This window comes from Mycobacterium sp. (genome assembly GCF_035640695.1).
Taxonomy (GTDB): domain Bacteria; phylum Actinomycetota; class Actinomycetes; order Mycobacteriales; family Mycobacteriaceae; genus Mycobacterium.
Window position 1 is genome coordinate 1 of the sequence record NZ_DASQVQ010000004.1, and the last position, 14,645, is coordinate 14,645.

Here is a 14,645-nt window from a genome sequence, read left to right on the forward strand (position 1 = left end):
CGCGGCACACCTATACCAGCTCAAACAGGCGATGGATGCGGGCGTGGATGTTCGCGGCTACATGTACTGGTCGTCGTTCGACAACTTCGAGTGGGCGCACGGGTATATGCCGACCTTCGGCCTCATAGGCATCGACCGTGATGATCACTACCGCCGCGTCGTCCGTCCGAGCGCCGTCGCCTACGGCACCGTTAGCCGGAGCGGGTCACTGGATGTGCTGCTTGACCGGGCCAGAATTCTTTAGCCATCAAACGTTGCCCATGCCGGTAACCAGCAGTAAGACACCGATTGCGCCGACGACGATGGTGGGGATGGCGTGGCGGCGCGCGCTTATCCAAGCGTTCACCCGCTGCACGACGGCTAGCGTCTTCGCCGGCGTTGCGAGATAGGTGACGAGCGGAACCTCGACGACGGTAAATGCCACGACGGCGAACATAAGGGCCGCGCCGAATTGCTCAGCGGCAGTTGCTCCCGACGTCAAAATCGCGACCATCGCCGCCAGGTACTCGACAGGCGGCGTCGCCAATGCGAGGCCGGCTACAAACGCAACCACCAGTGACCTGTCTTCAAGGTGGCCGCGGATCGACAACCTTCGGTATCCCGCCGGTGTGTTCGGCGCTAGCGCCAGGTCGGGGGACTGACCGCCGCTGGTCACCGGCACAAGCGCGTGGTGGCGTGCCCAGAGGCGCGCGGCGGCCAGCAACGCTAGCACACCGATCGCAACCTGTATGTATGCAACAGTCTGGCTGGTGATGGCCGAATCCACTTCCCGCATAAGGGAAAGCGTGAAATCGCGTAGAAATAGCAGCACAACCAATGCGGTGCCGATGCCCGCTACCATGCCGCCGAGCCAGAAGGCAAACAGATTGAGCATTGGCCGCGGCCGCGACATCAAGAGTGCCGTGATCCCGATCCGAACGGGGTCCATCGCCACTACAAGTGAAAGCACGAGAACTGCGCTGCACATTGCCGACACCTATTTCCAACGAATGTCGCTGAGTCAACGCAAGCTTGGCGTAGCCGCCGGCCGGGCTAACGGATGATCGGATTCACTCATTGGGAACCGCTCCTGCAGCCGCGCAAGCGGTTTCGGGGCCCACCAGTTGAACCGGCCCATCACATGCATGAACGCCGGGACGAGCAGCATGCGCACCAGCGTTGCGTCTCCTAACACCGCCAGCGTCAACCCGACACCGAACATCCGCATGAACGACACCTGGGCGGCGATCATCGCCGCGAACGAGATCGACATGATCAGCGCCGCGGCGGTGATCACCCGGCCGGTGTGGGCCATCCCGAGTGCCACGCTTTCGTCGTTGTCGGCTTGTGTCCGGTTGGAGGCCAGCCAATGCTCGCGAATCCGCGACACCAGCATTACCTCGTAGTCCATCGACAGCCCGAACGCGATGCAGAACAACAGCACGGGGATGGTGACCACCAGCGTGCCGGTGACGGTGGTACCCAAAGCCCCGAGGTGCCCGTCTTGGAAGATCCACACGAGAGCGCCGAACGCGGCCGTCAACGATAAGACGTTGAGCAGCAGCGTCTTCAGCGGCAAGATCACACTGCCAGTCATCAGTAACATCAGTACGAATGTGATCGCGGCAATGACGGCGAGGACGATGGGCGCCCGAGAGGTGACGGCGTGGGCGGTGTCGCGGTTGATCGGTGCGGTGCCCGTCAAAAGCGCGGGCCGGCCCGCGGGTCCGGGCACGGCCTGCAGCCGATCAAGCTGCGTGGCGGAGGCCTGCGAGTACAGCGGCGCGGTGCTCGCCACGGTCAGAAACGCGCTACCTTCCCTCATCCCGGTCGCGGCCGCGGGCGGTCCGGCGCGCCCACCGGTGACGAACGTCCCATCCGGGGCGGATACCGATGACACATCCGGTACCTGCGAGAGCCGTGCTGCGTAGCGACCCATCTCGGCGGCCGTGACCCCGGACGTATCCGTAATGACAACCGTCACGTTCGTCGCCAAGTCGTCGGCGAAATCGGTGCGGAGTTGATCACCGACCTGGCGCGCCGAGCTTGATGTCGGTAACGCGCGATCGTCGGGCAGGCCCCACTTGGCGCTCAAGAACGGGATGCCGAGCGTGACCAGCAGCGCGATGATCGCGAGCCCGATCGGGATGGCCCGGCGCATCACGAATTTGGCTAACCGGTAGAAGAAGTGCTGCTGAACCGGGCGGGAGACGGGTTCGGGCCGGTGCAGCAGCGTGCGCACCAGTCGGTGAATATCCAAGGAGTCCAATCGTTCGCCGAGCAGCGCAATGGCAGCCGGCGTCACCACGATGGCGGCGACGGCGGCAAGTGCCACCACCGCGACGCCGGCGTAGGCGAATGACCTCAGGAAGTACATCGGAAACAGCACCATCACCGACATCGACAGCGCCACCGTCATCGCCGAGAACAGCACGGTCCGGCCGGCGGTGGCCATCGTGCGCATCAGGGCCTCGTCGCGTCCGGCGCCGGTGGCAAGCTCGTCGCGGAAGCGGCTGATGATCAGCAGCGTGTAGTCGATCGCCAAGGCCAGGCCCATCGCGACGGACAGATTCAGCGCGAAGATCGAGACGTCGGTCGCGTAGGTGATCGCGCGCAGCACGGCCATCGAACCGAAGATCGCCAAGCCGCCGACTGCCAGCGGCAGCGCCGCCGCCACCAGGCCACCGAACACCCACACCAGCACCAAAAAGCTCAGCGGGATCGCGATGGATTCCATGACCCTGAGATCTTTTTGAGTCTGGAGGTTGATCTGGGTGTAGGTCATGGCCTGGCCGCCGGCGCGCACGATCACGCCGTCACGGTCGTGCACCAATGTTTTGCTCAGCGTCTCGGCATGCTGCGGCGCGCTGTTCTGACCGCCGGTGATGCCCGCGACGATCAGCCCGGTCTTCCCGTCCTTGCTGATCAGCGACCCCGACGCGGACGGCGGTGCCGTCCATGCCGACGTAACCTGTGCCACATAGGGCGAGTTTTGAAGCTGACGCACGATGTCGGTGCCGACAGCGCGGGCGGCTTCGCTTTGCGCGCCGCCGTTGGAGCCGACGGTGATCAGCATCTGCATGTCACCCTGACCGAACTTGCTGCTCAGCAGGTTGGTTGCGTGCGCAGACTCCGCGGTCGGATCCTGGAAGCCGGCCGGGGACAGGCTCTTGGCCACCGGAATGCCGAACAGCGCCGTGCAGGCCAGCGCGAGCACCGCGATTGCGATGATCCGCCGCGGCGCGCGAATGGCCAGCCGGGCAATACCCTCTAACACATTTCCTCCGCCCCGGGATCCTGTGGCCTCTGCTTTCCGATGATCAGCGCTTGGCACGGCCGCGAAGCGTGATCGATCTGGTTCAGAAGCGAATTACCGCGCCCTCGATGGTGAGTCCCGGCCCGAATGTCACCAGCACCCCGTACTCTCCGCTGCGGGGCTTATCGACTCGCAGAATGTCTTCGAGCACGAGTAGCACGGTGGCTGAGGCGCAGTTCCCGGCATTCGCGAGGACGTCCCAGCTCGCCCGCAGTTGCGTCGGCTGCAGCGCCAGCTGTTTGCCCAGCACCCGCAGGATCTTCGGGCCGCCCGGGTGAATCGCCCAGTGGCTGATGTCGCTTGCCGACAATCCCAGCGGTTGCAGGAGTTTGACCAGAAAGCCCTCGATGTTCTCCTGCAGCGCCGTCGGTACGCCGGCGGCCAGCGTCATCCAGAACGACTGGTTGCCGATGTTCAGACTCATCATCTCGTGCTGGTCGTAGAGCTGTTCGGTGTGCGTGCGCAGGAACTGGGTTCCGGTGCCGTCGGGCGCCGAGCCCATCAGCATTGACACGCTGGCGTCGCCGAAGAGCGCCTGGGTGATCAGCGATTCCGTCGGATCCTCGTGCGGCATCGGTCTATCGCGCACGTGGGCCGAGCTGAGCTCGGTGCAGTTGGCGATCACCAGCTCGTCGGGCCTGGCGGCCACGCTGTCCATCGCGACCTTGATGACATTGCCGGCCGCATAGCAGCCCATGTGGCCGATGAAGGTGCGTCGCAGATCCGATCGCAGCTCGAGCTTTTTGGCGAGTAGAAGATCGGGTCCGGGATTGACGTAGCCGGTCGAGCAGGCCATCACGAAGCTGCCGACGCGGCCCTTGTCGAAACCCTCAATCGCTTGATCGATCGAACGGGAGGCCACGTCGATGACCGCATCGGCATGGGCTGACATCCGGTCACCGGTGAGCATGGCACAGGCTTCTGGCAGCGCCTCCGGGTCCCACATGATGTGGCGCTTCTGCACGGCTGTCGACTCGATGATTCGCTTCGCGAACCGAACCTGCGGCGACATGTGCTGAAACAACAGTTCCCAGCTGTCCTGCATGGTGACCTGGTACGGCGGATGCGCCGACGCCATGCGCAGCAGGGTGGGCCGCAGTTGCGCGACCTTGGCAGGCGCGTGCCAGGGCGCGGGTGCGCCCCCCGAGGACGCGTCAATGGTGGTGTCTGCCCGGTACATGGCTATCGTTTCCTGTCGCTTCGTCTGAACCTGTTGGCCGCCCGCCGTGAGAATTTCGCGCGTGTGTGGGAGAGCTCGCCGTGGGCCGCCGCGACCAGTAGCCTTGCGGCGGAGACCTTGTCGGGGGGCGAAAGCGTGCCCGCGAGCCACTGGGTGCGCGCCTCGCGTCGCCGCAGCTTTCCGCTGCTGGTGCGGGGCAGTGTTCCCGGTGCCAGCAGTTCGACGTGTGTGGGCCGGATCTGGGTGCGCTCCTGGACCCGCGACGCTACGTCGTGGGCCAGCGTCGAGGGGGCATCCGCCGTGGTCTCGACGAGCATGGCCAGCGCCTCGTCGTCCTGGCCATCGGGGACAAACCCCACGGCGACTGCGCATCCGGTGCGAACACCATCCAGTTCGTCCAACGCCGCCTCGAACTCCTCGGGTCCGTGGTTTGCGCCGCGCACGACGATGATGTCCTTGTGCCGTCCGCACACAAAGAGCTCGCCGTCGCGGGTGAACCCCAGGTCCCCGGTATCCAGCCAGCCGTCGTGGATCGCCTGATCGGTCAGGTCCTTGCGGCCGAAGTAGCCGACCATGACGCTGGGCCCCCGAACGAAGATGTGACCGACGCGACCGGGGGGCAACGACACCCCGGCCGCGTCGCGGATCTCTACTTCCACACCTGCGAGCGGGCGGCCGACGCTCACCAGTTGTTTGTTTCCCGGCGCGACGATGCCGTCGAGCGCCAGTTTCTCGGCGTCCACGCCAAGGGTGTCGAAGGAGGTGCCGGCCGGCTTGAACGTGACGCCCAGGGCGGCCTCGGCCATCCCGTAACACGGCGTGAGCGCCGATGCGCTCAGCCCCCAGCGCGCGAATCGCTGATCGAATCGGCGCTGCACCGCGGCGCTGACCGCCTCGGCACCGTTGAGAGACACGCGCCATGAGGACAGGTCGACGCCGTCGAGTTCGTCGTCGCGGATGCGTTTCAGGCACAGGCCGAACGCGAAGTTGGGCGCCGCGGTGACCGTGCCCCGGTGTCGTGAGATGGCGCGTAGCCACGCACCCGGCACCGCGACGAACAGCTCGGGCGGCAGCAGGACCAGCTTGCCCTGAACGTAAAACGCCGACAGCAGGTTTCCGATCAATCCCATGTCGTGGTAGAGCGGCAGCCACGTCACGCCGACTTGGTTCGGGGCGCCCTCGTCTATCAGGTAGCGCTCGATCGCGGCCAGGTTCGACAGCAGATTGGCATGGGTCAGCGCCACCGGCTTGGGATCGCTGGTGGTGCCCGACGAGAATTGGATCAAGGCCACGTCGTCGGCGGCGATGTCGATATCAATGTCGATATCGACATCGATCTCGACCGAATCCGTGCCGCCCAGGCTGGCTGCCGTCACACAGCCCAGGCGCGGAGCCGAGGTCTCAACGGCGACACCAAGCAACCGCCGGATGCGTTCGTCGGTCACCACCAATACCGCGTCCACCGCCTGCAGCATGGCCGCGGTCTTGCGGTGATACTCATCGAGTCTGCCCAGCCGCACCGGCGGGTACAGCGGAACCGGGATGGCCCCCGCGCACAGCACGCCGAAGAAGCACTGCACGAATTCCGGACAGGTCGGCAGCACGATCGCGACGCGATCGCCCTTGCCCACCCCGCGCACGATCAGATCCGCCGCGATCGACAGCGCTTCCTGGTGGATGCGCGCCATCGGAACTTCCAGGTCTCGCTCCTTGCGGTCAACGAAGAACAGGCTCACGCCACTTTGTGCGGCCGCGGCGAGCATCTCGTTTAGCGTCTCGTGCCTCGGACGGATCGCGGGAGCCCCTCTCACGTTCGCTCCTCGGTGCGGCGCACCACCAGAGCTGCTAAATCGCCAACCGTCCGCAGATCGTCGGCGTCCTCCTCGTCCAGGAGAATGTCGTAGCGCTCCTCGAGCTTGAAGATCAGCGACATGACCTTCAACGAATCCAGCCCCCCGCTCTGCAGCGTCGAATCGGCAGCGAGGTCGACATCTCCCACGTCCGCACGGATGGCGTCGATGATCTCCTGGGTCACCGCCTCCACGGTTGCGACGGCATCTCTTGTTGGCATGAGCCTTACTGTTCCCTAGTAGGGGTTTCGTGTCGGCAGCGCTGGCACCCATTTAGGATGGGGGCCAGCACTACTCGCCTACCGTGACAAGCCCCAGACCGGTGAAAGCCGTTGCGATATAACCCTGTTTCGCGTTGACTCTCACCTCGATCGCGACACGTAGCGATTTGCGGCCACAGCGTATTCTGCTCATCAGACTTGACGGCGAAGTGTCGGAACACCCGTCACGTCTCGCGACGAGAGCGGTACGGCGCGACGCCGCGTTGCGGTATCAACCTTAGAGCGCCTGGGCGACTTGATGTCCCGTCTCACGATCAATGTGCGCAAGTTCAACACCACCCGCGGATGGTGGTGTCACTCACACTGAAGCTGTTGCCACACAGTCTTGCCGAGCAGTACATCAGCCGGTAGCGCTGAGAGTCGTTGTCCCCGTTACTCCACAACTTGGGCAGCGCTTATCGTCGACGGCGATGCCGCCATAGTGCAGGGACGGCGGGTAAGACCAAGACGTACCGCAGGGGCAATGCACGGCTGGTCATTAGATGACCCCCGGAATGAGGGCACCGACCATGAGACCGGTACTGGCTATCCACATTAGGAGGTGGGTGATCTGCCTGAGGTGTCTTCCACAGGCTCCTAGATGTGCTCCGCCACAATCGGTGCAGGGTGACGAGTAGACGGTCATCATGGCCTCTTGATGATCTCGATGATTTCCTGGGCCACCTCGTCGGCGAAGGCGTACTTCGCGGTTCCGGTGAACACCCGGTTGCATACGTCTTGGATGTCCATCAGCCTGCCCACCGCCTCGGCGCGTAGGAGGGTGCTCATGGTCATTTGTCTTCCTCCGGTAGTCGGTGGTGGCGGTGGGCCGTCGCCAACGCGACACCCACGCCGGCTCGCCTGCGCACCTCGGGGCGTACACTAAGCGTCCTTTGGCTCCACGAGCCAAATGTCTTCTGCGCCTGCACGATAAGCTTCGCGAACTGCTCATTGGTCAGGTCGTCAAAAGTTGCCACCAGCCGGTTGGCGTGCGGATTAACGGTCTGATCCGCCATCGTGTTCGTCCCATCTGTCCTGTCGCTGTGTCTTCACGTCTGGTCTCGCCTCCGAACGGCTTGCATGAAATGCTGCCGAGCCGGGCGTGAAAAAGGCGATATCGCGTCAGGGACCTGAGATTGTGTCCGCCGCTTTCCGCTGCCGGCGCATCCGCCCGCGGCTGCCGCTGAGCACCCGTATCGTCTGATTCACGCTCGGCCGCACACACTAACCCTGTCAGTCACAGCGATGGTGACAGCGATGATCTACATCATTGAAGGAGATCAACAGAAAAGCAGTCTTATCCGTGACCAAGGGATGAGACCGCCACCATCGCGGCGGTAACCGGGCCGGTCATTACCGTCATTAGGGTCGCGGCGTCCGGCGGCGACGGCGTGTCGGGTGCCGAAACCCGTAGGCGCCAATGGCATTGGTGCTCCACGATCAACGCGATGCGCGGGCCGCAAAGCCCACCGCGATCACTGAAAGGATTTGGCCAGTGTTTCGTAGAGGTTCTACCGTCGGCAGCGCGACCGTTCTGGGCACGGCCATCCTCGTCGCGATCATCGGCGCAATCGCCGTTATGTTCACGGCGGCCTTGAGTGCCTCTGCTGATGCCGGAAACACGAACAAGTTGGCCGGTTTGGAGAAGTCCATGGTGCTGCTGTGGACGAAGTGGACCGGGCGCATCGAGGTTCCCGCTTACGCCTCCGCCGGTCATACGGCCGGCTATACCAAAGACGTCTCCTATTACGTGACCTGCACCGGCTGGTACGTCAGCAAGACGGCACAAATCGTCTCGGCGGGTCACTGTGTCGACCCTACTTACGGCCGAGAGGTGGTTCTCAAAGCATTCCTGAAGGAGAACACTGCGATGAATTACCTCAACGACGCGCTGGCCAACTGGCATGTCGAAGGCGCGACGCAAGGATCACCCGTCGATCGTTTCGTGGAGGCTACCCAGCCGCAAGGTGTAGAGGGTGCGACCATCACGACCCCCACCACGGTCCAAGTGGTGGACTTCAAGCCCACTGACAACGGCGATGTGGCATTGCTGCAGGTCCCCAACATGGCCAAGGAAACCCCGCCGTTGGCCGCGGCCACGGCTACCCCCAAGCTCGGCGAGCCCGTTACTTCCATCGGGTTCCCCGGGGAGCTTCGAGCAGTAGCCGATCAGAGCCAGATCGCCCGGGCGTCGTTCAAGTCCGGTTCGGTGTCCAGCCAGCAGGTGACCCCCCAGGGTGTCACGAAGATCGAAGTCAGCGCAGCGCTTGCGCCGGGGATGTCGGGCGGCCCGACGGTGAACCAGGACGGTCAAGTCGTCGGCGTCAACAGCGCAGCCCTGCGTGACGCGGCCAACTTCAACTTCATCACCGATACCGCCGACCTCCGTGCCTTTCTTGTGTCGCATGACGTGGCGCTGGCCCAGTCGAGCGCTCCGCGGGCCGGAATCGGCGCGCTGTGGTATGCGATCGGCGGGGTCGGGGCGCTGGTGCTGGCATTGGCTGCCATAACTCTCTTGGTGATCCGGCGCCGGCGTCACCCTCAGCCTGGGGCCGGACCCGCCAGCGAGGCGACGATCATCGGAAGTACACCTGCTGCGATGCAGACGGAAGGCCCTCAGGTCACGTTGGCGCCCAGCCGGCCCGCCTATGGAACAGTACGCAACGGTGCTCCACTTTCGTTGCATCGCATGAAAACACCGAACGCGCCAGGGGCGACAGACTTACCGCGGCGACTAGGTACTGCTCCGCGTGCGGAGCAAAAACACCACCCCGACAACGGGTTCTGCAGAGGATGCGGACAGCCCACAACCTAAGCGGTTCCGATCATTCCGACAAAAGCGGTCTGCCGACAACTGGTACATCGACGCATTACAGTTTCTTGAGTCCGCGCAGAACCTTGCCGAATGGCATCATCGCTGCCAATCCTTTTCGGAGACTGCGCTGAAGTGAACTGGCGTCCGCCACCACCACGTACCGAGCTCCGTAATCGCGCCACTGTGCTGCCTGTTCGATCACTTCATCGGGAGTTCCGCTCAAGAACACCTCCCGCATGACGGGTGAGGGGACTTGAGCCCCATGCGACAGTGCTGTCTGCTCGTCGAACGCGTGCGGCACTAAATCCTGCGAACCTGAGAATCCTTGTCCCAGCGGATGCCGGGCGCCGTGGCGGGCGAAGACTTCATCGGACGCCGTGAGCGAAAGCGCCCGAAGAATCGGGGAGTTCAGTGCCTCGTCGACGGCGTCGCGGCTGGCGCCGGTAACGACCAAGAACTCGACGGCCGGGAGAATGGAGATCGGGTCGCGTCCGGCGTTGGATGCCGCGGCGCGAACGATTTCCAGACGTTGCCCATAGTCTTGGGGCCGATGGGGGAACGCGGGAAACCAGGCATCGCCATAGCGCCCGGTGGCCCGCAGCATCCGGGGACCATGAGCCGCGATCCAGATCTCGGGCCACTTTCCGCGATACGGCGGAAGATCGAACACCGCGTTGCGCAAAGGAAAATGGGCTGAGTCACGGTTGACCAGTTCGCCACCGGAATCCCAGAGCGCTCGAATCGTGGCCAGCGCCTCTTCGAACCGCGCAACCGGCTTGGACCAATCCACACCATAGGGTTCGTTGCCTTCCCGTTCCCCGACGCCGATGCCCAGAATCGCGCGTCCGCGGGTCAGCAAATGCAGCGTCGCTGCGGCCTGCGCGGTTACCGCCGGGTTACGGCGCCCGGTGTCTGTGACACTCACACCGAGGCGCAGCCGGCCCAGACGGTTCCGGGCGGCGAGGTGTCCGAGCATGGTCCACGGCTCCAGATGTGCGTCGCCCCTTGGGATGAGCCGTGCCGCGCCGGCATGTTTCGGGGTCCATATGGATCGCGGAAACAATGCATTGAGGTGGTCGGGTACCCAGAACGAGTCGACGCGATTGGCCACCGCCGCCAGGTAGGAGGCCCGAGTCAGCGAATCGACGGTTGGTCGGCCCACGAGAGCTGAATCCATCACGCCTACGGGAAATCTGGACATACCGGATAGCCTTTCACCACGCTGCGCGCTGAGCTGCCGACGGTCCGATGCTGACATTGACCGAAGAATTCTGCCTAAGCATTGCATCTAGGGCATAATGCATGTTCTTGCTGGAAATGTTGTACAGACCTTTATAAGGGTCCACGACGTCGATAATTGCGAACACCATGCTGCTCAGCGTAGCCGCAGCCAAAGCGATAACACTTATCAATACGGGATTGGTCGGCGTGCGAAGTCCGAAACATACGAATATGATCATGAGCCAACCCACCAGCATTCGCAGCAAGGGAGCTGGTAGCGAGTATTGCGGGGCCAGCAGCAGCGACCATCGGGCCCTCGCAAACTCTCTATATTGGTCAAGACAGTCAGCGGCCAACCGTTGGTGCAATGGATCGTGTGGTTTCAATCGGATGATCCCGCGCTCGATGCGATTCAAGAGCTCGCTCAGCACCTGCCCGGCCTCATCTCTCGACAATTTGCGCACATCTGGATACGTGACGCCGGTCGGAACCGTGTCCCCGCGCCAAAAGTTCACAATCGCGGCGGCCGTAAAACTCTGGAGTTGCCGGCGCATCGGTTCCGATTCTGAACCATAATTGCGCATAGTCTGATCAAGCCGGATAAGCTGCCCAGCGAATATGGCCCAATGGTCTTGTGTGGCGTCGATAGAGTTCTTAGTTGCGTTTATCAACAAACCAATTACGATGGCCGTTATCGTAATGAGGAATGAAATGATCGTACTCATGGGCTCGAGGGCCGTTCCCGTATTGGGTTCCGGCAACGGAAACTTCAATACGAACCCCAACGCCGTGCTCCCGCAAATGAGAGCGAAGACGATCAGCGCGCGCAGGGCGCTAGGCATGGCGGTAACACTTATCTCGGCGCGTCGAACGCTCGCCGACCTCTTGACAAAGGGTCATGACGGCGCTGCTAATCCGGAACGGGGATTTCGAACAGGTTGAGCGTCGCGCAGACCGTGTGGTAGATGCCGATGAGGATGACGATGTCGGTCAATCCCTTTGTGCCAAAAGCATTCTCGGCCTGCCGGTAAAGCGTTTCGTCGACCCGGTGAGTGGTTGAAAGCTGCCGGGTGAGCTCGGCGGCGATCGTCTCGTCCTTGCTGAGATCGTCGGGTATTCCACCGCTGACCAGCATCCGGATGGCGTCCTCAGAGATGCCGACCTTGCGAGCCGCGGCCGTGTGGGCGTACAGCTCATAGTCGGACTGCCACACGGCGCCCACCGCGAGGATCACCACTTCGCGCAGCCGCGCGCTTAACGACGTGTTCTCCCTTTCGCCCAACAACAGCTCGGCAGCGGCTGAGGTCATGGCCGGGTTGAGCAGCGCGGGATTGAACGGGCCGATGAATCGCCCGTCGTCGGTGGTGCTGTGGAAACCGGTGTCGTCGGCCCACGGGACCACGGTGCTCGTCATCTTGTCGAAGAGTTCGCGTTGCGGCCCAACGAGATCGGTGGGATCTGCCAGGGGCAGGCGTCCGCCCAGGCGGTCGTTGTGATCAGACATGTAGTTCCTCCAGTTCTGGATGAGTCCTCGTTAGGGGATGATCACCGCTCGCGGCTCAAAGTTCGGCTAGCGCGATGCCGGTGAGGGGCGAGCCGAGGCGCACCAGTTCGGTGTCGACTCCGCTGTCGAGGTTGACGTGACGGACGCTGCCGCCGAGATCGGTGACGTAGAACTCCGAGTCGGAGACCGCGGCCACCCCGATCGCCTCCCGATATCCGGTGGACAGGATCTCGGGATTACCGACCATCGGCTGCACGACCGCTCGGTTGAACGTGTTGCCCGCGGGTGCGTCGCCCCGATCGGTCCACACCAGCGTTGCGCCATTGCTAATCAGGTGCAGATCGATGGGTTCGGGCAGGTCCTTCCACAGCAGCTCGATATCACTACGGTGCTGCGCGCTCGTGCCGGGCGGTAGCTCCAGCGGGGCACGAAAGATCCTGCCCTCACCGGCGTTTGGTGCACCCTTCTCCGTCCAATACAGCAGGCGCCGATCCAGATCGACGGCGATGCCGACGCAATGGTTGCGTTCGATGTGCGCCGCCTCTTCACCAACCGCCGGCACCACCAGTGGCCGCAGCTCGCTGCCGTCGAGATTGCAGCACAGCACCTGCATGCCCTCCCGGTCGCACCAATACAGCACGCCCTCGTCGAAATCTGCGGTGAGCTGTTTGCCGGTCGTGAACGCCCCGCGCGGCAAGACGGTGACGCGGTTGCCGCCGTCGAGATCCGCGCGTTCCAGTGAGCCATTGCGGGTGTAGGCAGCATCTCCGGGCATGGCGTTGCCCGGATCCGGGACGCCCATGTTGGTCCAGTAAACGTGCCCCCGGCGCTGGTCGACGACGATGCCGTCAGGCAGCTCGTCGAGTCCAGCGACCAGGGTGCGCACGCGAGTGCCATCCAGTGACACCGCCTGCAATTCACGTTTGCCGGCGTTGAGCACCAGCAGATCGGTCATCGCGTCAGCTTTCGACTTCGACTGCGCCGCTATGAACTGCGGTGAACGTCGGCACCGCATCACAGATGGCCTGCGTGTTGCGGCCCGCCTGCATGACCGTCCGGTCCGGCCGCACGATGGCGGCGCTGGCGCGGCCTTTGCGTAGCCACTCGTCAAGTTCGCTGCCGGGGGCGGCTTCGATGACGGCGGCTCCGCGGCGGCTCAGCTCGTCTCGCTGCGCGTCGGTGAGTGACGACGAGGTGATCAGCGCTAACCGGTTGCCGACGACCTCGTCGAACCGCAGGCCGTCGTTGAGCACCGGGTTGGGGCACAACGTTCCGGCCAGCCCGCCGGATCTGCGCGATTTGATCACCAGTTCGGAACTGCGCAGACCGGGGGTGACGCCCTCGATGGCACTGGCCCGGGTGCCAGGCAGGCGCACGCTTTGCATGCGCGGAAACGCCCAGTGGCGGATCACATCGCCGACGCGCCCGCCGCCGGTCATGGCGGTACCCACCGACACGGCCATCAAAATCATGGCCGCCACGTGCAGCTTGCGTTCCTGCTCGTAGGTGTCCAGCACGCTTTCGGGCAGGGTGCCGTCGAGCACGCCGACCAGTTTCCATGTGAGGTTCAACGCGTCACGCAAGCCGGCGGCCATGCCCTGCCCGACGAACGGCGGGGTCAGGTGCGCGGCGTCACCGAGGAGGAACACGTTGCGGTCGCGCCAGCGGCTGGCCACCTGCGCGCGGAAGGTGTAGGCGGTCATCCGCACCAGCTCCAACGCGTCGATCGGTGTGTCGCCCAGCCAGGGCCTCATCAGCGGCTCGACGTCGGCCAGACTCTGGTAGTCGGCTACCGTCTCACCGTCAACCAGCTGGAATTCCCAGCGGTAGCGGGTTTCTGAGATCCGCATGTAGGTGCCAGCACGCTTGGGGTTGCACAGCTGGTGGCAGCCCTCCCACTGGTTGAGTTCGGCGTCTGTGTTGACGTCGATGACCAGCCAGTCCTGCGTGAACGACAACCCATACATATGCGCACCGATGGCGGCACGGGTCGGGCTGTTCGCGCCGTCGCACCCCAGCACATAGTTGGCCTGCACGCTCTGCTGACCACCGCGCACCCGGTCCAGGAAGCTCACCCGCACGCGACCCGGTTGGTTCTGCGTGACCGAGATGACCTCCACATTGCCGTGGACTGTGACCTTCGGGTAGCGCTTGACGTTGGCGCGGAGCATGGTTTCCAGCTCGGGCTGGTCGAACATGTTCATCTGCGGGAACCCGTGGGCGGCGCTCGGCTCGGCGCTGCGCGGGATTTCGCTCAGCACACGCATTTGCGGGTCGATCAGCCGAAGACCGTGTGCAGGTCGGCTGTGCGCGGCGAACTCGTCGCCGATGCCCAGCCGGGCCAGGATGCGGAACACCTCGTCGTCGGCGTGCACCGCGCGCGGCAGCGGGTAGACCGTCTCGTGGCGGTCCAGCACCAGGGTTTCGATGCCGTACTGCCCCAGCAGTGTCGCGGCGGCGATGCCGGCCGGGCCGGCACCGATCACCACAACAGGCACGAACTCCGGTAGACCGTTCTTC

At 63.8% G+C, this 14,645-nt stretch carries 14 protein-coding genes; 2 read left to right on the top strand and 12 right to left on the bottom strand.

All coding sequences use genetic code 11. The features are described 5' to 3' along the window. Positions 1-244: family 1 glycosylhydrolase (locus VE759_RS01160; RefSeq protein WP_324927444.1), on the top strand; the 244-nt coding region annotated here is incomplete at its 5' end. Positions 245-247: 3 nt separating this feature from the next. Here the strand turns inward: VE759_RS01160 and VE759_RS01165 are convergent. The 7 genes from VE759_RS01165 to VE759_RS01195 form a co-directional block, all read right to left on the bottom strand. Beyond that, a complete protein-coding gene (locus VE759_RS01165; protein ID WP_324927446.1) occupies positions 248-967 on the bottom strand; it encodes a GAP family protein in 720 nt (239 codons plus the stop codon). A 33-nt stretch (positions 968-1,000) separates the two neighbouring features. Continuing rightward, a complete protein-coding gene (locus VE759_RS01170) occupies positions 1,001-3,256 on the bottom strand; it encodes an MMPL family transporter (RefSeq protein ID WP_324927448.1) in 2,256 nt (751 codons plus the stop codon). 82 nt (positions 3,257-3,338) lie between these two features. Beyond that, on the bottom strand, positions 3,339-4,475 hold the full coding sequence (locus VE759_RS01175; protein WP_324927449.1) for a type III polyketide synthase: 1,137 nt from the start codon (positions 4,473-4,475) through the stop codon (positions 3,339-3,341). A 2-nt stretch (positions 4,476-4,477) separates the two neighbouring features. After that, positions 4,478-6,286, bottom strand: a complete 1,809-nt coding sequence (locus VE759_RS01180; protein ID WP_324927451.1) for a fatty acyl-AMP ligase — start codon at positions 6,284-6,286, stop codon at positions 4,478-4,480. Then, complete coding sequence (locus VE759_RS01185; protein ID WP_324927452.1) at positions 6,283-6,546, bottom strand: acyl carrier protein; 264 nt, start codon at positions 6,544-6,546, stop codon at positions 6,283-6,285. The genes VE759_RS01180 and VE759_RS01185 overlap by 4 nt, the downstream gene beginning before the upstream one ends. Before the next feature lie 684 nt (positions 6,547-7,230). Further along, on the bottom strand, positions 7,231-7,380 hold the full coding sequence (locus VE759_RS01190; protein ID WP_324927453.1) for a hypothetical protein: 150 nt from the start codon (positions 7,378-7,380) through the stop codon (positions 7,231-7,233). Next, positions 7,377-7,601: a hypothetical protein gene (locus VE759_RS01195; RefSeq protein ID WP_324927455.1), complete on the bottom strand. Its 225-nt coding sequence runs from the start codon at positions 7,599-7,601 to the stop codon at positions 7,377-7,379. Before VE759_RS01195 ends, VE759_RS01190 begins: the two co-directional genes overlap by 4 nt. A gap of 404 nt (positions 7,602-8,005) precedes the next feature. Here VE759_RS01195 and VE759_RS01200 point away from each other — a divergent pair, with 404 nt between their 5' ends. Then, the gene (locus VE759_RS01200; RefSeq protein WP_324927456.1) at positions 8,006-9,400 is read left to right on the top strand and encodes a serine protease; all 1,395 of its coding nucleotides are present in this window, start codon (positions 8,006-8,008) and stop codon (positions 9,398-9,400) included. 55 nt (positions 9,401-9,455) lie between these two features. Here the strand turns inward: VE759_RS01200 and VE759_RS01205 are convergent, their stop codons facing one another. The 5 genes from VE759_RS01205 to VE759_RS01225 form a co-directional block, all read right to left on the bottom strand. Next, on the bottom strand, positions 9,456-10,601 hold the full coding sequence (locus VE759_RS01205) for an LLM class flavin-dependent oxidoreductase (protein WP_324927462.1): 1,146 nt from the start codon (positions 10,599-10,601) through the stop codon (positions 9,456-9,458). 13 nt (positions 10,602-10,614) lie between these two features. Beyond that, complete coding sequence (locus tag VE759_RS01210) at positions 10,615-11,463, bottom strand: hypothetical protein (RefSeq protein ID WP_324927458.1); 849 nt, start codon at positions 11,461-11,463, stop codon at positions 10,615-10,617. A 68-nt stretch (positions 11,464-11,531) separates the two neighbouring features. After that, on the bottom strand, positions 11,532-12,125 hold the full coding sequence (locus VE759_RS01215; RefSeq protein WP_324927460.1) for a carboxymuconolactone decarboxylase family protein: 594 nt from the start codon (positions 12,123-12,125) through the stop codon (positions 11,532-11,534). Positions 12,126-12,180: 55 nt separating this feature from the next. Next, entirely contained in the window at positions 12,181-13,080 is a 900-nt protein-coding gene (locus VE759_RS01220; protein WP_324927461.1) for a hypothetical protein, read from the bottom strand. Between the two features lie 4 nt (positions 13,081-13,084). Then, positions 13,085-14,623 carry a bifunctional 3-(3-hydroxy-phenyl)propionate/3-hydroxycinnamic acid hydroxylase gene (locus tag VE759_RS01225; protein ID WP_324927464.1) on the bottom strand — a complete coding sequence of 513 codons (1,539 nt, stop codon included), beginning with the start codon at positions 14,621-14,623 and terminating at the stop codon, positions 13,085-13,087. Positions 14,624-14,645: the final 22 nt, after the last annotated feature.

Coding starts and splice junctions, on each gene's coding strand:
- VE759_RS01165 (WP_324927446.1), bottom strand. CDS start 967: ATGTGCAGCGCAGTTCTCGTGCTTTCACTTGTAGTGGCGATGGACCCC.
- VE759_RS01175 (WP_324927449.1), bottom strand. CDS start 4,475: ATGTACCGGGCAGACACCACCATTGACGCGTCCTCGGGGGGCGCACCC.
- VE759_RS01185 (WP_324927452.1), bottom strand. CDS start 6,546: ATGCCAACAAGAGATGCCGTCGCAACCGTGGAGGCGGTGACCCAGGAG.
- VE759_RS01190 (WP_324927453.1), bottom strand. CDS start 7,380: ATGACCATGAGCACCCTCCTACGCGCCGAGGCGGTGGGCAGGCTGATG.
- VE759_RS01195 (WP_324927455.1), bottom strand. CDS start 7,601: ATGGCGGATCAGACCGTTAATCCGCACGCCAACCGGCTGGTGGCAACT.
- VE759_RS01200 (WP_324927456.1), top strand. CDS start 8,006: ATGGCATTGGTGCTCCACGATCAACGCGATGCGCGGGCCGCAAAGCCC.
- VE759_RS01205 (WP_324927462.1), bottom strand. CDS start 10,601: ATGTCCAGATTTCCCGTAGGCGTGATGGATTCAGCTCTCGTGGGCCGA.
- VE759_RS01210 (WP_324927458.1), bottom strand. CDS start 11,463: ATGCCTAGCGCCCTGCGCGCGCTGATCGTCTTCGCTCTCATTTGCGGG.
- VE759_RS01215 (WP_324927460.1), bottom strand. CDS start 12,125: ATGTCTGATCACAACGACCGCCTGGGCGGACGCCTGCCCCTGGCAGAT.
- VE759_RS01220 (WP_324927461.1), bottom strand. CDS start 13,080: ATGACCGATCTGCTGGTGCTCAACGCCGGCAAACGTGAATTGCAGGCG.